Annotated in this window: 15 protein-coding genes and 1 tRNA gene; 11 read left to right on the top strand and 5 right to left on the bottom strand. The window is 64.3% G+C overall.

Features of this window, described 5'->3' with window-relative positions:
• Window positions 1-29 precede the first annotated feature (29 nt).
• On the top strand, window positions 30-1,766 hold the full coding sequence (gene ggt / locus FBZ93_RS03355; RefSeq protein WP_146984536.1) for a gamma-glutamyltransferase: 1,737 nt from the start codon (window positions 30-32) through the stop codon (window positions 1,764-1,766).
• A 58-nt stretch (window positions 1,767-1,824) separates the two neighbouring features.
• Here ggt and FBZ93_RS03350 read toward each other — a convergent pair whose 3' ends face one another.
• Window positions 1,825-2,253, bottom strand: a complete 429-nt coding sequence (locus FBZ93_RS03350; RefSeq protein WP_244484865.1) for a hypothetical protein — start codon at window positions 2,251-2,253, stop codon at window positions 1,825-1,827.
• Window positions 2,254-2,727: 474 nt separating this feature from the next.
• On the opposite strand from FBZ93_RS03350, the gene FBZ93_RS03345 reads away from it, so the two are divergent.
• The 3 genes from FBZ93_RS03345 (at window position 2,728) to FBZ93_RS03335 (ending at window position 6,483) form a co-directional block, all read left to right on the top strand.
• Window positions 2,728-5,220: a penicillin-binding protein 1A gene (locus FBZ93_RS03345; RefSeq protein ID WP_146984535.1), complete on the top strand. Its 2,493-nt coding sequence runs from the start codon at window positions 2,728-2,730 to the stop codon at window positions 5,218-5,220.
• 597 nt (window positions 5,221-5,817) lie between these two features.
• Window positions 5,818-5,891: transfer RNA gene (locus FBZ93_RS03340), tRNA-Gln, on the top strand.
• A 184-nt stretch (window positions 5,892-6,075) separates the two neighbouring features.
• Window positions 6,076-6,483 carry a GNAT family N-acetyltransferase gene (locus FBZ93_RS03335; protein WP_146984534.1) on the top strand — a complete coding sequence of 136 codons (408 nt, stop codon included), beginning with the start codon at window positions 6,076-6,078 and terminating at the stop codon, window positions 6,481-6,483.
• 7 nt (window positions 6,484-6,490) lie between these two features.
• On the opposite strand, the gene FBZ93_RS03330 is transcribed toward FBZ93_RS03335, so the two are convergent.
• From FBZ93_RS03330 to FBZ93_RS03320, 3 genes are read right to left on the bottom strand one after another with little or no spacing between them, the layout of a single operon-like run.
• The gene (locus FBZ93_RS03330; RefSeq protein WP_146984533.1) at window positions 6,491-7,051 is read right to left on the bottom strand and encodes an invasion associated locus B family protein; all 561 of its coding nucleotides are present in this window, start codon (window positions 7,049-7,051) and stop codon (window positions 6,491-6,493) included.
• A gap of 55 nt (window positions 7,052-7,106) precedes the next feature.
• Window positions 7,107-10,253, bottom strand: a complete 3,147-nt coding sequence (locus FBZ93_RS03325) for an efflux RND transporter permease subunit (RefSeq protein WP_146984532.1) — start codon at window positions 10,251-10,253, stop codon at window positions 7,107-7,109.
• Entirely contained in the window at window positions 10,250-11,422 is a 1,173-nt protein-coding gene (locus tag FBZ93_RS03320) for an efflux RND transporter periplasmic adaptor subunit (protein WP_146984531.1), read from the bottom strand. Before FBZ93_RS03320 ends, FBZ93_RS03325 begins: the two co-directional genes overlap by 4 nt.
• A gap of 182 nt (window positions 11,423-11,604) precedes the next feature.
• On the opposite strand from FBZ93_RS03320, the gene FBZ93_RS03315 reads away from it, so the two are divergent.
• The 7 genes from FBZ93_RS03315 (at window position 11,605) to FBZ93_RS03285 (ending at window position 18,258) form a co-directional block, all read left to right on the top strand.
• Window positions 11,605-12,066 (top strand): MarR family winged helix-turn-helix transcriptional regulator, encoded by a 462-nt coding sequence (locus FBZ93_RS03315; protein ID WP_146984530.1) that lies wholly within the window; start codon window positions 11,605-11,607, stop codon window positions 12,064-12,066.
• Between the two features lie 128 nt (window positions 12,067-12,194).
• Window positions 12,195-12,434, top strand: coding sequence for a hypothetical protein (locus FBZ93_RS03310; RefSeq protein ID WP_146984529.1), 240 nt, complete (start codon window positions 12,195-12,197; stop codon window positions 12,432-12,434).
• Window positions 12,435-12,649: 215 nt separating this feature from the next.
• Complete coding sequence (locus tag FBZ93_RS03305; RefSeq protein ID WP_146984528.1) at window positions 12,650-15,214, top strand: TonB-dependent receptor; 2,565 nt, start codon at window positions 12,650-12,652, stop codon at window positions 15,212-15,214.
• Between the two features lie 20 nt (window positions 15,215-15,234).
• On the top strand, window positions 15,235-15,924 hold the full coding sequence (locus tag FBZ93_RS03300) for a Fe2+-dependent dioxygenase (RefSeq protein WP_146984527.1): 690 nt from the start codon (window positions 15,235-15,237) through the stop codon (window positions 15,922-15,924).
• 3 nt (window positions 15,925-15,927) lie between these two features.
• Window positions 15,928-16,983: a tonB-system energizer ExbB gene (exbB, locus tag FBZ93_RS03295; RefSeq protein ID WP_146984526.1), complete on the top strand. Its 1,056-nt coding sequence runs from the start codon at window positions 15,928-15,930 to the stop codon at window positions 16,981-16,983.
• A gap of 3 nt (window positions 16,984-16,986) precedes the next feature.
• Window positions 16,987-17,451, top strand: a complete 465-nt coding sequence (gene exbD / locus FBZ93_RS03290; protein ID WP_146984525.1) for a TonB system transport protein ExbD — start codon at window positions 16,987-16,989, stop codon at window positions 17,449-17,451.
• 12 nt (window positions 17,452-17,463) lie between these two features.
• Window positions 17,464-18,258 carry a TonB family protein gene (locus FBZ93_RS03285; RefSeq protein WP_146984524.1) on the top strand — a complete coding sequence of 265 codons (795 nt, stop codon included), beginning with the start codon at window positions 17,464-17,466 and terminating at the stop codon, window positions 18,256-18,258.
• Window positions 18,259-18,430: 172 nt separating this feature from the next.
• Here the strand turns inward: FBZ93_RS03285 and FBZ93_RS03280 are convergent, their stop codons facing one another.
• A complete protein-coding gene (locus tag FBZ93_RS03280) occupies window positions 18,431-19,666 on the bottom strand; it encodes an ABC transporter substrate-binding protein (RefSeq protein ID WP_146984523.1) in 1,236 nt (411 codons plus the stop codon).
• Window positions 19,667-19,820 lie beyond the last annotated feature (154 nt).

Genomic DNA, 19,820 nt, shown 5'->3' with positions numbered 1-19,820 from the left:
TAGTCGGCGTAAGTCCCCGGGAGGCTTCCATGCAAAATTCAACGGTGCGCGCGCGGTGGGTCGTCGCCGCGATAGTTTCGATCGGCATCGCGTCGGCTGCTCCCGCGCGCGCAGCCTCGGTCGCACCCGTCGCCGCCGAGAACGGCATGGTGGTCTCCGCGCAGCATCTCGCGACACAGGTCGGCATCGAGGTGTTGAAGCGCGGCGGCAACGCAATCGACGCGGCGGTTGCCGTCGGTTACGCGCTTGCGGTGGTCTACCCCGCCGCCGGCAATCTCGGTGGTGGCGGGTTCATGACCATCCAGCTTGCCGACGGCCGCAAGACCTTCCTGGATTTCCGCGAAACTGCACCGAAGGGTGCCACCGCCAACATGTATCTCGACAAGGACGGCAAAGTCATCGCCGGCCTGTCGACCAAGGGGCATCTCGCCGTCGGCGTGCCGGGCTCGGTGGCCGGCATGGAATATGCGCGCGAGAAGTACGGCACGATGAAGCGCGCGGACGTGATCGCGCCGGCGCTGCAACTCGCCGAGGACGGCTTCGTGCTGGACCAGGGCGACATCAGCATGTTCCAGACCGCGACCAAGGATTTTCAGGACGATCCCGCCTCGGCCGCGATCTTTCTCAACAATGGCAAGCCGTTCCAGGTCGGCGAGCGGCTGACGCAGCACGAGCTCGCCGAGACGCTGCGCGAGATCAGCAAGCGCGGCACCGACGGCTTCTACAAGGGGTGGGTGGGGGCGGCGATCGTCGCCTCGAGCCAGGCCGGCAAGGGCCTGCTCACCCAGGAGGACCTCGACAATTACAGGGTTCGTGAGCTCGCGCCGGTCGAATGCGACTATCGCGGCTATCACGTGGTCTCGGCGCCGCCGCCAAGCTCGGGTGGCGTTGTGATCTGCGAGGTGCTGAACATCCTCGAGGGCTACCCGCTGAAGGAGCTCGGCTACCATTCCGCGCAGGCGGTGCATTACCAGATCGAGGCGATGCGCCATGCTTACGTCGATCGCAACAGCTATCTCGGCGACCCCGACTTCGTGAAGAATCCGCTCGAGCGTCTGCTCGACAAGAACTACGCCGCCAAGATCCGCGCCGCGATCGACCCGGCCAAGGCCGGCGTGTCCAAGGACATCAAGCCCGGCGTGTCGCCGCACGAAGGCAGCAACACCACGCATTATTCGATCGCCGACAAGGACGGCAACGCGGTGTCGGTCACCTACACGCTCAACGATTGGTTCGGCGCCAAGGTGACCGCGGCCAAGACCGGCGTGCTGCTGAACGACGAGATGGACGACTTCACCGCCAAAGTGGGGGTGCCGAACCTCTACGGCCTGGTGCAGGGCGAGGCCAATTCGATCGTCCCTGGCAAGCGCCCGCTGTCCTCGATGAGCCCGACCATCGTCACCAGGGACGGCAAGCCGGTCATGGTGGTGGGCACGCCCGGCGGCAGCCGCATCATCACGGCCGTGCTGCTGACGATGATCAACGCCATCGACTACGGCATGAACGCTCAGGAGGCCGTCGACATGCCGCGCTTCCACCAGCAGTGGCTACCGGAGGCGACCAATCTCGAGAATTACACGCTGTCGCCGGATACGCAAAAGATGCTGGAAGACATGGGCCACAAATTCGGCCCGCCGCAGCCGGCGAACCACCTCGCGGTGATCGTCGTCGGCGCGCCGTCGCTGGGTGGTGAGCCGGTCGGCAACAACCGCTTCTATGGCGCAAACGACCCACGCCGCAATTCAGGGCTGGCGGCCGGCTACTGATTGTCGTTGTACGATCGCGCGGCGGCCGGGCGGGGCTCGCCGCCCGGTCGATCTCGCCTCAGGCGACGGCGCTCGACCTGCCGTCGTCGTGCCCGCCGGTCAGCAGCAAGCGCCGGCGGATCGCATCCTCGATCAGGGCCAGCGATTGCCTGGCTTCGCGTGCCTCGGCTTCGGCGGCCTGGGCGCGGAATTCCGCCGCATCGAGCTGCTCCTGCTGCGACTCGATACGCCGCCTGGCCTCCTCGAGTGCCCGGGAGGCGTCCCTCAGTTTGCGCTCGGTGGCGGCGATGATTTCGAGCTGCGCCTGTTCGGCCGCCTCGGCGCGGGCCTCGCCGGCGCGGGCCCTGTCCTCGATGCTGCGGAACAGATCCGCCGCCTGATAGACCAAGTCCAAGGCCTCGGTGCCCATCGCCGATGTGGGTGGTTTCGGAAATCCGACGATATTCGGGTCGACGGCAAACGGCCGTTTAAATCCGCGCAGTGCCATGCAAGTCAGCCCCTCGCGAGTCGCGTGTATTCCAACAACTTGGGGTAGTTATAGTTAATGGGTGGTTAATCGGATGGGCCGGCCGGCGCTGTCCACCGGTTTCTGATGCCGCAGTCCCCGTAGCGGCAGCCGGGTAGTGGAAGCGGTGGGCTGGACCCGCGCTTTTCTTTCGCGGCGCGCCCACCGCGCAAGCGCCGCGATTGCAGGCCGGAGCACCGCTCGGCGATGGCGCGGGCGAATCAAGGGACGGAGGCGGGAAGGCCGACGCAGTTCTGCGGAGCATCCCCGGGGGTCCGGGACAGCTGATTTGGCTGCCGTGCGACCCGGGCTCTATGGCATAAGTTTGACGTCTGATGCGCTTTAATTCTCCTGTGTTGAATTGCAGGTCCATGGTGCGACCGATATACCGGGCGGCCTAAGTGGCACGCAGCGCACTCAGAACGAGCGACGTATTCGCCACGGAAAATCTGGTCGATGAAATTTCTGTTGCGGTTCTTCGGGTTCCTGTTCACCGCAGGAACCATCCTGTTCCTGGCCGGTCTGGCCGCGGTCGCAGGGCTGTTCTGGCATTTTTCCAAGGACCTGCCCGACTATTCGCAGCTCCAGAACTACGAGCCGCCGGTGATGACCCGCGTGCACGCGGCGGATGGATCGCTGCTGGGCGAGTTCGCCAAGGAGCGGCGGCTCTATCTGCCGATCCAGGCCGTGCCGAAGCTCGTGATCAACGCCTTCCTCGCGGCCGAGGACAAGAATTTCTACGAGCACGGTGGCGTCGACTACACCGGCATGGCGCGCGCCGGCGTTGCCTACATCCAGAACTTCGGTTCCAACCGCCGTCCGCAGGGTGCTTCCACGATCACCCAGCAGGTCGCCAAGAACTTCCTTCTGACCAACGAGGTGTCGTTCACCCGCAAGATCAAGGAAGCCCTGCTGGCGATGCGAATCGAGCGGGCCTATTCCAAGGACAAGATCCTCGAGCTCTATCTCAACGAAATCTATCTCGGCCTCGGCGCCTACGGCATCGCGGCGGCCTCGCTGGTTTATTTCGACAAGTCCGTCAATGAACTGACTGTGGCCGAAGCGGCCTATCTGGCGGCGCTGCCGAAAATGCCGGCCAGCCTGCATCCGGTGCGCAACCATGCGCGCGCGGTCGAGCGCCGCAACTATGTGATCGACCGCCTGCAGGAGAACGGCTGGATCACCGCTGCCGACGCCGACAAGGCGCGCAAGGATCCGCTGACCGTGACCAACCGCAGCAACGGCGCGCACACCTTCGCCGGCGAATATTTCTCGGAAGAAGTGCGCCGCGACATCTTCGAGCGCTATGGCGAGAAGAAGCTCTACGAGGGCGGCCTGTCGGTGCGCACCACGCTGGATCCCAAGATCCAGGTGATGGCGCGCAAAAGCATGGTGGCGGGGCTCGTGAACTATGACGAGCAGCAGGGCTATCGCGGTGCGATTCAGAAGCTCGACCTCACCAGTGACTGGGGTGTCCCGCTCGCCGAGATCAAGTCGCTCTCGGACATTTCGCCATGGCGGATGGCGGTGGTGCTGGAGAGCAACGACCAGTCGGCGCGGATCGGCTTCCAGCCCGGTCGCGAGCTCGGCGGCGCCATCAGCAAGCAGCGCGAGACCGGCATCGTCACGCTGGAAGGCGTGCGATGGGCGCGGGCACTGTCCGGCCCGTACAAGGGCAAGACGCCGACATCGGTGGCGCAGGTGCTGCAGCCCGGCGACGTGATCTACGCCGATCCGCTGTTCACCAAGGACGGCAAGGCCGTCGAAGGCCAGTACCGGCTGCGCCAGGTTCCAGAACTGTCGGGCGCGATGGTGGCGATGGATCCGCACACCGGCCGTGTGCTGGCGATGGTCGGCGGCTTCTCGTTCGACCAGAGCCAGTTCAACCGCGCGACGCAGGCCTACCGGCAGCCCGGCTCGACCTTCAAGCCGATCGTCTATTCGACGGCGCTCGACAACGGCTACACCGGGTCGAGCGTGCTGATGGATGCGCCGATCGAGATCGATCAAGGGCAGGGCAACATCTGGCGCCCGGAAAACTTCGATGCCGGCAAGTATATGGGGCCGATGACCCTGCGTAATGCGCTGCGGTTATCGCGCAACACGGTGACGGTGCGGCTCGCGCAGGAGATCGGCATGCCGCTGATCAGCGAATACGCCAAGCGCTATGGTGTCTATGACGAGCTGCCGAATTACCTCGCTTATTCGCTCGGCGCCGGCGAAACCACGGTGATGCGGATGGCCACCGCCTATTCGATGATCGCCAATGGCGGCGTCCGCGTGAAGCCGACCCTGATCGACCGCATCCAGGACCGCTACGGCCACACCATCTTCCGGCACGACCAGCGCGAATGCCGCGGCTGCGATGCGCCGGAAGGCTGGAAGAACCAGCCCGAGCCGCAGCTCGTCGACCGCCGCGAGCGCGTGCTCGACGCGATGTCCGCCTATCAGATCACCTCGCTGATGGAGGGCGTGATTCAGGCCGGCACCGGCACCGCGCTGAAGGACGTCGGCAAGCCGCTCGCCGGCAAGACCGGCACCTCGAACGAGGCCAAGGACCTCTGGTTCGTCGGCTTCTCGCCGGACCTCGTGGTCGGTCTCTATGTCGGCTACGACAAGCCGCGCTCGCTCGGCCGCAACGCGCAGGCCGGCCATACCGCCGCGCCGATCGCGCGCGACTTCCTGAAGCTTGCGCTGGCCGACAAGCCCGCCACTCCGTTCAAGCAGCCGGTCGGCATCCGCCTGGTGCTTGTCGATGCCAAGACCGGCCTGCGCGCCGCGCCTGGCCAGAAGGGCGTGGTGCTGGAAGCCTTCAAGCCGGGGCAGGCGCCGCCGTACTATGATCCGACGCTGGTTGCCGGCACCGACGTGATCGACGGGACCCAGCAGGCGATCCCGCCGGACGCGGATCGCGCCGTGATGCGGTCAGGGACGGGCGGGCTGTACTGACGCCCGGCCGGCAGCGACTCCGCCAACTTCCTTCTGTTCAGTCTCTCGCACCGCCGTGGCAACGCGGCGGTGCGGCGCTTTGTCAGGGCGCGTCATGCCGCCGAAGTTGAACGTGCCGCTCGCGGCGCCGACTCAAAATTGAGCCGTCGGAGAAGCAGGAAACGCGGCGTTCGCGTTGCGTCGAAGGCGTCGGGCGCGTGTTGGGCCGTGAATCGCAATGATCAAGGCGCTGGTTGCTGTCGTTCGGGTGATTTGGACCGCTATCGTGGTTGGCGCGGCAACCCTGATGGGCGCGCTCCTTGGATTGGGGTGGCACGGCTGGATTGGTGCCATCGCGCTCGGCGCCGTCGGATTTGGCGTTGGAGCCTTGCAGCCCATCCTGAGCTGCTCCTTGGAGCACTCGCCGAAATGTAACACCTTTGGCCGACGGCTGATCGGCCGGCAACTTTCACGCCCATTCAACGCCATCAATGCTTGCCAAGCGTGGGACCAAGCGGGTAGAAGGTCGCTCTCGCGCGGGCGCTGATTTGGCAGGCGAACCCGCTGCACCGAGATGTCCAGTCATCCAGCTAAGCTATTGATGCCACGGACAATTCTTGGGGAATGGTGTAACGGTAGCACAACAGACTCTGACTCTGTTTGTCTTGGTTCGAATCCAGGTTCCCCAGCCAATCTGCCTCAATGGCTCCGATGATTCTTTGAAATCCTGATGATTGCCCGTTGCTGTCTGCCGGCGACGGCAGGCCGGCCGCGACACAGCATCTGCCATCACAGCATCCAGGGTGGATTAGTTCGGCGTATTCCACCATGGTCTCGCGCGCGTGGTGCGGCCTGTTGCGACAGAGGTTTAAGGTGATGGACGAGATTGTTTATGCCCGCGAAGCGTCGATCGGCGTCGACGAGTTCATCGAGGTTTTGCGTCAGTCGGGGCTCGGCGAGCGGCGTCCGCTGGCGGATACCGAGCGGATGGCGCGCATGATCGCCAATGCCAACCTGATCGTGACGGCACGCAAGGCGCACCGGCTCGTCGGCGTCTCGCGCGCGCTGACCGATTTCGCCTACTGCTGCTATTTGTCGGACCTTGCGGTCGATCGGGCGTATCAGGGGCACGGCATCGGCAAGCGCCTGATCGCGGAAACGCGGCGCTACGCCGGACCTGAATCGATGTGCCTGTTGCTGTCGGCGCCGGACTCGATGAGCTTCTACAAGTCGATCGGCATGCCGCAGGCGGACAATGCGTTCCTCTACAAGCGCGAGCGATAGCGCAGCGCTACTTGATCTTGTCGTAGACGGTCGCGAAGTCGCCGAGCGGCATCGGGATGCTGATGGTTTCCTTGCCGAGATTCTGGAACGACACCTTGAGCTGCTTGCCCGATTTCAGCTGGGTCAGGACATCGGGCGCGATCGGCGCGTTGATGTAGCAGCCGCGCGCCTCGCAGGTCTGGATCGGCACGTCGACGGCCTTGCCGTCGTCGACCTGCAGCTTGGCGCCGACCGGCAGGTTCAGGCCGAGCGGAAGCTGGATCAGCGCAACCGGCGTACGGGTGTCGCCGGGAACGCGGATGTTGACCAGCACGATGAGCTGGCCGGTCTTGGTGAGAACAGCAGTCTGCTCCATGGCGCATTCGAGCGGCGCGTCGCGGCTCGCGCTGGTGCAACGCGCGACCCAGCCGGTATTGTTGCCGGGTGCATCACTTTGAGGCGCGGCGGGAGCAGCTGCCGGAATCGGTGCGGGCGCAGTCTTGCCCTTGGGCGTCTCGGCTTGGCCAAGGCCGGCTGCGCCGAACACGGTGAACAGGACGAAAAGCGACTTTGCGACAATCCTCACCATACCAGCTCCGAAATGAACATCTTTCGGATGTGCCGGTATGGCCGCAAATGTCAAGTCACTCGGCGGCCTGCTTGACCGATCGGTCCTCGCCATCGTCGGCGTCGTGGTCGGCGCGCGGCGAGCGGCCCCAATTCGCAAACGCGTTGGAGAGCCTGTCGAGATAGAGATAAACGACCGGCGTCGTGAACAGCGTCAGCGCCTGGCTGACGATCAGACCGCCGACCATGGCGTAGCCGAGCGGCTGACGGATTTCGGAGCCGGTGCCGGTCCCAAGCATCAGCGGCACGCCGCCGAGCATGGCGGCCATCGTCGTCATCATGATCGGGCGGAAGCGGAGCAGGGCGGCCTGACGGATCGCTGCCACCGGCTCCATGTGCTGATCCCGCTCGGCGGCGATCGCGAAGTCGACCATCATGATGCCGTTCTTCTTCACGATGCCGATCAGGAGAATGATGCCGATCAGCGCAATCAGCGAGAAGTCGAAGCCCGCGGCCATCAGGATCGCCAGCGCGCCGACGCCGGCCGAGGGCAGCGTCGACAGAATGGTGATCGGGTGGATGTAGCTCTCGTAGAGAATACCCAGGATCAGGTAGACGACCACGAGCGCCGCCAGGATCAGCAGCGGCACGCTCGACAGCGATTGCTGGAACGCCTGCGCGGTGCCCTGGAAGCTCGAGCTCAGGGTCGGCGGTGCGCCGAGGTCGATCATGGCCTTCTGCACCGCTTCGGTCGCCTGGCCGAGTGCGACGCCCTGCGCCAGGTTGAACGAGATGGTGATCGCCGGGAACTGGCCCTGGTGGCTGATCGACAGCGGCCGCACCGGGACGGTGGTCCATTTCGCAAAGGTCGACAGCGGCACCTGTTCGCCGGTCAGCGGCGACTTGATGTAGATGTTGTTCAGCGTGTCGATCGAGCCCTGCAGCTCCGGCAGCACCTCCAGAATGACGTGGTAGCTGTTGAGCTGGGTGAAGTACTGCGTCACCTGGCGCTGGCCGAACGCGTCATAGAGTGTGTCGTCGATCAGCTGCGGCTGAATGCCATAACGCGAGGCGGTGTCGCGGTTGATCTTCAGCTCCACCGTGGTGCCGTTGGTCTGCTGGTCGGTGGCGACGTCGCGCAGCTGCGGCAGCGTCTGCATCTTGCCGAGGATCTTCGGCGCCCATTCGTTCAGCTCGGCAAGGTTGGCATCCTGCAGCGTGAACTCGAACTGGGTGCGGGTCGGGCGGCCGCCGAGGCGAACGTCCTGCGCGGCCTGCATGAACAGCCGGGCACCGAGCACCTTCTCCAGCTTCGGCCGCAGCCGGGCGATGATCTGCTGCGCGTTGGCATCGCGCTCATTCAGCGGCTTGAGCGTGATGAACATGTTGCCGTTGTTGCCGGCCCGGCCGCTGCCGCCGATCGCCATCGCCACCGTCGCCACGCCGGGATCCTGCATGACGATCTTGCTGAGCTGCTCCTGCTTGCCCTTCATTTCAGCGAAGGAAATGTCCTGGTTGGCTTCCGAGGTCGCGGTGATCAGGCCGACGTCCTGCTGCGGGAAGAAGCCCTTCGGGATGATGACGAACATGTAGATCGACAGCGCGAGCGTCGCGAAGAAGATCATCAGGGTGGTGAACTTCCAGCGCAGGGCAATGTCGAGCACGGTTTCATAACCACGCAGCATCGCGTCGAAGCCGCGCTCACTGAGCTTGTAGAGACGGCCGTGCCGCTCCTCATTGTGGGCGCGCAGGAAGCGCGAGGCCATCATCGGGGTCAGCGTCAGCGACACGAACATCGAGACGAAGATGGTCATCGCCAGCACCACCGCGAATTCGCGGAACAGGCGGCCGATGATGCCGCCCATCAGCAGCAGCGGGATCAGCACCGCGACCAGCGAGATGCTGATCGAGACGATGGTGAAGCCGATTTCCTTGGAACCCTTGAAGGCGGCCGCCATCGGCCGCTCGCCTTCCTCGATGTAGCGGCTGATGTTCTCCAGCATCACGATGGCGTCGTCGACCACGAAGCCGACCGCGATCGTCAGCGCCATCAGCGACAGATTGTCGAGCGTATAGCCGAAGATCCACATCAGCGCGCAGGCGCCCAGCAACGCCAGCGGCACCGTCACCGCCGGGATGACGGTGGCCCAGAAGCTGCGCAGGAAGGCGAAGATCACCATCACGACCAGGAAGATGGTCAGGAGCAGGGTGAACTGGACGTCCTCCACCGCGGCGCGGATCGTGGTGGTGCGGTCGGAGATCACCTCGATCTTGACCGCCGGCGGAATGGCCGCGACCAGCCGCGGCAGCGCCGCCTTGATCTTGTCGACGGTGTCGATGACGTTGGCGCCGGGTTGCTTGAATACGACGAGGAACACGCCGCGCTTGCCGTTGGCCCAGGCAGCCTGCTTGGCGTCCTCCGGCCCGGTCACGGCCTGGCCGATGTCGCGGATCCGCAAGGGCCCGCCATTGCGGTACGCAATGATGACGTCGTTCCAGGGCTCCGCCGTGAGCAACTGGTCGTTGGCATAGATGGTGTAGGCGCGGGTGGCGCCGTCGATATTGCCCTTCGGGCTGTCGACGGTTGCGATGTTGATCGCGGCGCGGACATCCTCCAGCGACAGGCCCTTCGCGACCAGCTTGGCCGGGTCGATCTGGACGCGGACCGACGGCTTCTGCTGGCCGCCGATAATCACCTGCGCGACGCCGGAGATCTGGCTGATCTGCTGGGCAAGCTGGGCGTCGACGGAATCGCTGACCGTCGTCAGCGGCAGCGTGTCTGACGTCGCCGACAGCAGCATGATCGGCGCGTCCGCCGGATTGACCTTGCGATAGGTCGGCGGCGAGGGAAGGTTCTTCGGCAACTGGCCGCTGGCGGCGTTGATGGCGGCCTGCACGTCGTTGGCGGCGCCGTCGATCGAGCGGTTGAGGTCGAACTGGATCGTGACCGATGCCGTGCCCAGATAGCTCGTCGAGGTCATCTGCGCGATGCCGGGGATCTGCGCGAACTGGCGCTCCAGCGGCTGGGCGACCGAACTCGCCATGGTCTCCGGGCTGCCGCCCGGCAGCGTCGCGGTGATCTGGATGGTCGGGAAGTCGACTTGCGGCAGCGGCGCCACCGGCAGCAGGGGGTAGGCAACGAGGCCGACAAACAGGATGCCGGCCATCAGCAGCGAGGTGCCGATGGGGAAGCGAATGAATGGTGCGGATATTCCGTCGCTCATTCCTGCGTAACCTTCGACTGGGACTGGTCCGAACTCGCCACCGCCGTCGTCACCAGGGTTCCCGGCGAGACCTTGTACTGGCCCGCGGTGATCACCTGCTGTCCCGGCGACAGGCCTTCTTCGATCACCGACTTGCCGTCGATCGACTGGCTGACCTTGAGCTTGCGAAGCTCGGCCTTGTTCTCCTGATTGACTGAATACGCGTACAGGCCCTCGCTGCCATGCTGCACCGCGTCATCCGGCACGACGGTGGCATCCTTCAATGTCCGAACCAGGAGCCGGGTCGAGACCGACTGGCCGGGCCACAGCGCATGGTCCTTGTTATCAAACACCGCCTTCAGCCGGACAGTCCCGCTTGTGGTGTCGACCTGATTGTTGATCAGCGCCAGGGTTCCGGTCGACAGCACCCGCTTGCCGTCGGTGGTCAGGGCAATGGTCTTGGGCGGCGTCACGGCCAATGCCGCCGTGATATCGGCCAGCTGGTCTTCCGGCGCGGTGAAGATCACAGTGATCGGCTCGATCTGGGTGATCGTCACGATGCCGGTCTGGGCCGAGGCGTTGACGATGTTGCCGATATCGACCAGTCGCAGGCCGACGATGCCGTCGATCGGCGACTTCACGGTGGCGTAGTCGACCTGGGTCTGCGCGTTGAAGATGGCGGCGTCGTCGGCGGTGATCTGCGCCGTGAGCTGGGCCACGGTGGAGCGCTGGGTGTCGAGCTGCTGGCGCGTCGCGAACTCGCCGAGCTTGGTGTAGCGCTGCAGATCGAGATTGGCGTTGGCGAGGGTGGCCTCGTCCTGGGCCTTCTTGGCCTTGGCCTGGTCGAGCGTTGCTTGATAGGGCCGCGGATCGATCTCAACCAGCGTGTCGCCCGCCTTGACGAACTGGCCTTCCTTGAAGGCGATCTTGGTGATCTGGCCGTCGACCCGGGTGCGGACCTGGACGGTGTTGAACGCCTGCACCGTGCCGAGACCGGTCAGGTAGACCGGGAAGTCGGCCTTCTCGACCGGCGAGATCTTGACCGGAACGGCCGGGCGCTGCTGGGCGGCACGCTTCTGTGCGGCCTCGGCCGCCAGCTTGTTGTCGGAGTATTTTTGCCAGCCGAAATATCCGGCCGCGCCAACCGCCGCGATCACTAAAACCCAACCGATGGTGCGTGACTTTGACATGCGGACTCTCGGGTTCGACGTAACAATAAAGGGTGATCGAAACGGTTCACAGAGCTTGCGGATATAATATGCGTGCACTTAATGTGTAAACACACCAAGGCTTGAGAATCCTAAACATTTGGAAAGGTTTAGGTCAGAAACGAGCAGAAACATTCCGGCTAGGAAACGCACCGAGGACCCCTATGTCGCTCGATCTCAAACGCCAATTCATTGCGCAGCTCGTCGAGAGTTCCAGGCTGCTGCGCAATTATATCGATCATCGCGCCAAGGCGCGAGGCACCACGCGCGCCCAATGGATCGTGCTCTTCCGCCTGCGTGAGCAGGAAGGACTGTCCCAGGTCGACCTTGCCGACGTCCTCGAATTGCAACCGATCTCGTTGGTGCGGCTGCTTGACCGCCTTGTCGAGCATGGCCTGCTCGAACGCCGGCCCGACCCCAGGGATCGTCGCGCCAATCGTCTGTTCCTGACCAGGACCGGGCGCCGCCTGGTCGACGATCTCGACAGTCTGCGCGATGCGATCGCAGGCGACGTGCTGCGCGACGTATCGGACAAACATGTCGAGAGTGGCCTTGCCACGCTTCGCGAGGTCAAGGATCGCATCAAGGCGCTCGGCGAGGGCGCCGAGCACATCGCCGCGAAATAGCGTGCGTCTTGTCGCGCGCAGTCCTGCACTCGATCCCTTCATCAGGTTACGGTTCGCGCGACGCGGTTGAAACGCCGCGGGATGTCGTTCATATCGCGCAGCGACCATGCGAGAGGATGAGGGCAGCGATGGATGAATTGAACGGGCGCATGATGGCTTGCCAGATCCTGGTCACGGGATTGATCGCGCGCGTCGCCAACGAGCAGCGTGATCCGCTGCGCTTTCTCACCGACTTCCGCGACGAGATCAAAGCGGTCGTCAACGGCGTCAATATCGCCGGTATCGAGAACAGCGACCGCGTGCGGCAGGTCGCGCAGCGGACCATCGACGAGCTGTTTTCGCTGATGAAGCCGCCAAGCGCCGAGTGATCGTCGGCAGCAGTTTAGAACCGTTTTTAGAATGCTTAAAAACTAGAGTTTAGAACGATTTCAAACCACAGATTAGAATCCCTTTGAACTGAAGCGATTCAAGCAAACTGTGGCGCTGATCGCATTGATAAAAAAGGTCACGCTCGATAACCGGAGGAGACAGTTCGTCGCACGTGATTTCGCGACGAACTTGCTTTTTGGGGGCGTGCAAGACAATGAGCAATGTGAAGGCGCCGAGATCGTTGCGCTTCGAAGCGGCGATCGGTTCGGTTGACGATACGGGTTATTCCGCCGCGAAGGTCTCCGCAGTCGCGAGCCTGATCGCGGTGGCGTCGTTTTCGGGGGCCGAGGCGCAGCAGACCAACCTGCCGCCGGTGAATGTCGATGCCCCGGTCGCGCGCCCGCGACCTGTCTCCTCAAGGCCGACGTCGGACCAGGTCCGTGCCCGCAACGCGCTGCGCCGCGCCGCGCGCCGAGCCAACCAGCAGGCCCAGCAGGCGCCGGTGCCGTTTCCCAATGCCGGCGGTCTTCCCGCCGACCGCGATCGCTACGCGGATCCGGCCGCGCCGTACAAGGGCGACCGTCTGCAGGCATCCGGGAAGTATCCCGAGCCGATCCTGAACACGCCGAAGTCGGTCACTGTGCTGACCAAGGACGTGCTCGAGGACAAGAATGCGACCTCGCTCAAGTCGGCGATCCTGTCGACCGCCGGTGTCACGCTCGGCACGGGCGAGGGCGGCAACGCGTTCGGCGATCGCTTCTTCATCCGCGGCTTCGACGCCCGCAACGACATCTTCATCGACGGCGTGCGCGATGCCGGCGTCAGCGTCCGTGAGAACTTCTTCACCGAACAGGTCGAGATCCTGCGCGGCCCGGGCTCGTCCTTCGCTGGCCGCGGCACCACCGGCGGTGCGATCAACATCGTCACCAAGCAGGCGACGACGGAGAACAGCTTCTACAACATGGACACCACGTTCGGCACCGATCGCACCAAGCGGGTGACGCTCGATGTCAACCAGGTGATCAGCCCCACGCTGGCGATCCGCGCCGGCGGCCTGTTCCAGGATGCCGGCGTCGCCGGCCGCAGCTATGTCACCGACAACCGCGACGGCGCGTTCGTCGCCGGAACGTGGAAGCCGGTCGATGCGGTGAAGATCACCGGCAACTACATCCACACCGAGCTCACCGGCATCCCGGATTTCGGCGTGCCGTACTACCGGCCGAGCACCGCGAGCACGGCCGGCGGCCCGTTCCCGGACTTCGGCGTCAACCGCAACAATTTCTACGGCTTCGTCAACCGCGACTTCTTCAGGACCGGGCAGGACATCGGCACGATCAATGCCGAAGTGCAGGTCACGCCGGACCTCGTGATCAGCAACAAGATCCGGGAATCGCGCTCGACCCAGAACTACATCGGCACGCTGCCGGAATCGCCGGTGCTGACCAATCCGCTCTCGGCCTCGACGCTCAGTCTCAATCCGCAGAGCCGCTACCAGGTCACCGACGTGTTCGCCAACCAGACCGAGGCGACCTACAAGTCGGTCGACGGTCTCGGCTTCAAGCACACCACGACGGCCGGTGTCGAATACGACAACGAGCGGTCTTCGATCGACAAATATCTCGGGCTGAGCTCCGAAGTGACGACCGGTACATCGGCCTTCACGGGAAGCGGATCTCTCTCCGGCGTCAGCGTGTTCAATCCGCAATACACCAACATTCCGTTCCCGATTCCGTCGGGGCTGTCCGGACAGGCGACCAAGATCGGCATCGACACGGTCAGCGGCTACATCATGGACACCGCCAACTGGAACGATTTTGTCATTCTCAATGGCGGCGTCCGTTACGACGACTACCAGCTCTCGACGTCCGGATACGGCACGGTGAACGGCGTCAGCACATTCGGCAAGCAGTCGGCAGACTTCGGCATGCCGAATTTCAACGTCGGCCTCACATTGAAGCCGTTGCCGAATGGCAGCGTCTATGCGGCCTACGCGACCTCGTCGAACCCCGTCGGCGCCGAGTTCGACGGCACCAGCACGGCCTATGGCGGCCTGTCTCCCGTGCTGAACGGCGGCAACACCCAGATATTCGGGCCGGAAAAGAACAAGGCCATCGAGGTCGGCACCAAATGGGAGCTGTTCGACCGCCATCTGCTGGTGACGGCCGCGCTGTTCCAGACCGAGAAGGAAAACGCGCGCGAAGCGCAGAACGTCGGCAGCACCACCGCAGCCGCGGCGATCCCGGGATGCGTCTATCCGGCCGGAACGACCGGCAGCGTCTCCTGCATCACGGCAGGCGCCGCCTATCGCATCCGCGGTATCGATCTCGGCGTCGGCGGCAAGATCACCGACAAGTGGAGCGTTTTCGGCGGCCTCGTGCTGATGCAGTCGGAGGTGACCAGGTCGCTGGCGCCGCCGGCCAACACGATCCTGTATTCGAGCAACGTCGGACTGCCGCTCGCCAACGTCGCGCATCAGTCGTTCAGCATGCTGACGAAGTACCAGCTCACCGACATGTGGGAGCTCGGCGGACAGGCGGTGTATCGCTCCAAGGTCTATGGCGGCACGCTGCTCGCGGCCAACCAGGGCACGTCGATCCCGAGCTACTGGCGCTTCGACGCCTTTGCCGAGGCGAAGATCGACAAGCACTGGACCATGAAGCTGTTCGTCAACAACATCTTCGACAAGCGTTACTACGACGCGCTGTACCAGAGCGCAGCACCGTTCGTGCTCGAGGCGCCGGGACGCGCTGCGTATCTGGTTGTATCCGCGCGTTACTGACGGAGGCCTCGCGGCACAAGATGCTGGTCTGTATTCCCAACGTATTGAGCAAGGTTGATGTGGCGGACTTCCGCCGCATCATGGAGCAAGCCGAATGGGAAGACGGCCGCTCGACCGCCGGTGCCGCATCCGCGATGGTCAAACGCAACGAGCAGTTGCCGCCCGACAGCGAGGTCGCGCGGCAGCTCGGCAACCGGATCCTGTCGGCGCTGTCGGCAAGCCCGCGCTTCATCTCGGCGGCGATCCCGCTTCAGATCTTTCCACCCCTGTTCAACCGCTATGCCGCGAGCGACGGGCACCATTTCGGCCTGCATGTCGACAATGCGGTGCGGGGTGACAGGCTGACCGGCTTGCGGATCCGCACCGACCTGTCGGTCACGCTGTTTTTATCCGAGCCGGAAGACTACGATGGCGGCGAGCTGGTCATCGAAGACCTCTACGGATCGCATGAAATCAAGCTGCCGGCGGGCGATCTCGTAGTTTATCCTGCTTCCAGCTTGCATCTGGTCACGCCGGTCACGCGGGGCGTGCGGGTAGCGTCTTTTTTCTGGCTGCAGAGCATGGTACGGGATGCCCACGCGCGCAGCCTGATCTTTGATCTCGATACCGCGATCCAGGCTCTAGTGGAGCGGCTGGGGCGCGATGACCCTGAAACGGTCAAATTGACCGGGATTTATCACAACCTGATCCGTCACTGGGCTGAAGTGTAACTGATGATGACATTCAAGTTCCCCGCTGCATCCGCCATGATCGCCTCGCTGGCGATGCTGGTGCTGGCCGCGCCGTCTTCGGCGCAACAGCAAACGGCGCCTGCCGCGCAGCCCGCGCCCGTGACCCGGCCTCAGCCCGCACCCGTGGCGCAACCGCAGGCGGTGCAGCCCGCAACGGCCCAGCCGGCGGCTGTCCAGGCCGCGCCGGTGGTCCAGCCGGCGCCCGCCGCGCCGCAGGTACAGGCCGTGCCGGCACCGGCTGCCGCGGCTCCGGCACCGGCGGCACTCGATGCGTCGCCGGCCGCGCCCCCGAGCGTCGATGGCAAGGCCCTGAAGTCGACCGCGACCGGCCTGCACGAATTGTCGCCGTGGAATATGTTCTTGAACGCCGACATCATCGTGAAGGCGGTGATGCTCGGCCTTGCGTTCGCATCGCTCGTGACCTGGACGGTGTTCATCGCCAAGATGGTTGAGCTGACCGTCGCGCAAAGCAAGCTGCGTGGCGCGCTCGCCAAGATCGCTGAATCGCGATCGCTGGCGGAGGCGCAGTTCGCGCTCGGCGCCAAGGGCACCGTGCTGTCGTCATTCATTGGCGCCGCGATGCGTGAAGGACGTCTGTCGGCTGGCATCTCCAGCGATGCCGGCATCAAGGAGCGCGCGGCGTCGAGCTTCGCGGAGATCGTGCGCGCCGAAGCCCGCAAGATCCGCATCGGCATGGGCCTGCTCGCAACCATCGGCGCAACGTCGCCGTTCGTCGGCCTGTTCGGCACCGTGTGGGGCATCATGAACAGCTTCATCGGCATTTCGAAGTCGCAGACGACGAACCTTGCCGTGGTGGCGCCGGGCATCGCGGAAGCGCTGCTCGCGACCGCGATCGGCCTCGTCGCGGCGATCCCCGCGGTCATCATCTACAACCATTTCTCGCGCGTCACGAAGGTCTATCTCGAGCTCGTCAACCGCGCCTCGGGCGCCGCGGGACGGCTGCTGTCGCGCGATCTCGATCGCACCCATGGTGAGGTTCCGCGCAGCGCGCACGGACGCGCCGCAGCGGCGGAGTAGGCGATGGCAGTCTCGATCTCCGAGAACGACGGCGACGACGATTTCGCGGAATCCCACGAGATCAACGTCACGCCGTTCATCGACGTGATGCTGGTGCTGCTGATCATCTTCATGGTGGCGGCGCCGCTCTCGACCGTCGACCTGCCGATCGATCTGCCGACCTCCAGCGCGACGCCGCAGAAGAAGCCGGACAAGCCGACCTATCTCAGCATCAAGCCGGACCTGACGCTGGCGATCGGGGAGAACGCGGTGAAGCGAGCCGACCTGATCAATTCGCTGGATGCGGTGCCCGACATGGGCCGGGACAAGTATGTGTTCCTGCGCGCCGATCGCACGGTGCCCTATGGCGAACTGATGGGCGTGATGGAGCTGTTGCGCGCCGGTGGCTACACGCATGTGAAGCTGGTCACGCTCGAGGGCGTGCCGGGCGCGCCTGCGGCGGCGCCGGCCGAGCCGGCCAAACCCTGACGGCGCACCGCGATGTCCACCAACCCCGATCTCGATCTGCGTTCGTCCAAGCGGCTCTGGGTGATCGCCGCGGTGACGGCGGTCGGGCTGCATCTGGGCGGTGCGGCGCTGGCGCTGGCGAATTTGCGCGGCGACGACGGCGATGAGGGGCTTGGCGCTGCCGGTGCGGAATACGCCGTCGAGCTTGCTTCTCCGGATGTGCCCGAGGAAGCAGCACCGCCCGGCGCGCCGGCAGACGAGCAGCAGGCCGTGCAGGAGATGGCGCAGCAGAAGGCCGAGGTGAAGGAAACCGACCTGCCTCAGGAAAAGCCTGTCGAGGCCGACGATCCCGATCGCATCGTGACGGAGGACACCGCCAAGAAGCAGAAGGAGGAGGAGGCCAAGGTCGCCAAGGTCGAGACCAATGCGCAGGAAGCGCAGCAGGCTTCAGAAGCGGCCGCGCCAACCAAGCTGGAGGATGCGCGTCAGTCGGAGACGACGAAGGCGCCCAATCCCGGGATCGGCAAGGACAAGTTCGCGCTGACCGCCAAATGGGGCAAGAAGATCAGCGCCTATCTCGACCTGCACAAGAAATTCCCGGAGAACACCAAGACCAAGGAGGGCAAGGTGAAGCTTGCCCTGGTGCTCAACCGTCTCGGCAAGGTCTTGTCGGTCGCCGTGATGGAAACGTCCGGGGATGCCGCGTTCGACGACGCGGCGGTCTCGATGGTGCACCGCTCCGATCCGGTGCCGGCGCCGCCGGCCGGACTGACCGAGGACCAGTTCTCCTTCACGCTTCCCGTGACGTTCAACAAGCCGAAGAAGTAGTTGTTGTCATTCCCTGATGCGCAATTGCGCATCTGAGGGCGCGACGAAGTCGCGAGCCCGGAATCCATCGTGCCGGATGCTCGGTGGATCGATGGATTCCAGATTCTCGCAGAGCCTGTCATCGGGCCGCGCTTGGCGCGGACCCGTTGGCGAGCCCCGGAATGACGGGTACTCAGCTCTTCTTCACGAGCGGGCAGACGCTCTTCTCGAGCGGCAACCAGGCTTCATCCGCCGGGATCGTCGCGACCAGCTTGTAATAGTCCCACGGATATTTCGACTCCGACGGCTTCTTCACCTCGAACAGGTAGGCGGGGTGGATCTTGCGGCCGTCGATGCGGATCGAGCCCTTGCCGAACAGCGGATCGTCGGTCGGCAGTTCCTTCATCTTGGCAACCACGGCGCGCCCGTCATGGGGATTGCCGCCGAGCGCCTCCAGCGCCTTGAAGTAGTGGATCAGCGACGAATAGACGCCGGCCTGCACCATGGTCGGCGGGTTCTTCTTGAAGCGCTCCATGAAGCGCTTGGTGAAGGCGCGGGTCTGGTCGTTCATGTCCCAGTAGAATGTCTCGGTGAAGTTCAGGCCCTGCGCGACGTTGAGGCCGAGCGCGTTGATGTCGGTGATGAACAGCAGCATGCCGGCGAGCCGCTGGCCGCCCGAGACGATGCCGAATTCGGCGGCCTGCTTGATGGCGTTGGTGGTGTCGCCGCCGGCATTGGCAAGGCCGACGATCTTGGCCTTCGAGCTCTGCGCCTGCAGCAGGAACGACGAGAAGTCCGCATTGTTGAGCGGATGCTTGACGCTGCCGAGCACCTTGCCGCCGTTCGCGGTGACGACATTCGAGGTGTCACGCTCCAGCGCCTGGCCGAACGCATAATCCGCGGTGAGGAAGAACCAGGTGTCGCCGCCGGATTTCACCAGCGCCTTGCCGGTGCCGTTGGCGAGCATGTAGGTGTCGTAGACCCAGTGCACCGTGTTCGGCGAGCACTGCGCGCCGGTGAGGTCGGACGAGGCGGAGCCCGAGTTCAAATTGACGACGTTCTTCTCCTTGGCAAGGTTGGCGATCGCGAGCCCGACATTGGAGGCCGCGAGATCGACGAACACGTCGACCTTCTCGACATCGATCCATTGCTTGCCGATGTTGACCGCGACATCGGGCTTGTTCTGGTGATCGGCCGAGATCAGGTCGATCTTCCAGCCCTTGGCCAGAAGCCCGGAATCCTCGATCGCCATCTGCGCCGCCACCGTCGAGCCGGGACCGCCGATATCCTGATAGAGACCGGACTGATCGCCGAGGGCGCCGACCTTGGCGACCTTGTCCATCGTCTGCGCCGACGCGGTGCCGGCGAACACGAGGCTCGTGGTCATGACCAAGGCTGTCGTGACCAGGGCTGCAACGGAACGCTTCATCTTCCCTCCAATATGATTTTGCTTTTTTAGTTCCGCATTATGCCCGGCATCGGGCGCATCGCCTAGGGCGCCGCTTCGACCGAGCGCGCGCGATATTCCACGCCGCGGCGATTGGCCGGCCAATGACGCGCGACGCGATGCCGCGGGCTCGCGC

The organism is Bradyrhizobium macuxiense, from assembly GCF_007993935.1.
Lineage (GTDB): Bacteria > Pseudomonadota > Alphaproteobacteria > Rhizobiales > Xanthobacteraceae > Bradyrhizobium > Bradyrhizobium macuxiense_A.
Note: the sequence above shows the minus strand (reverse complement) of the source record. Positions and strands in the feature narration are given on the sequence as shown.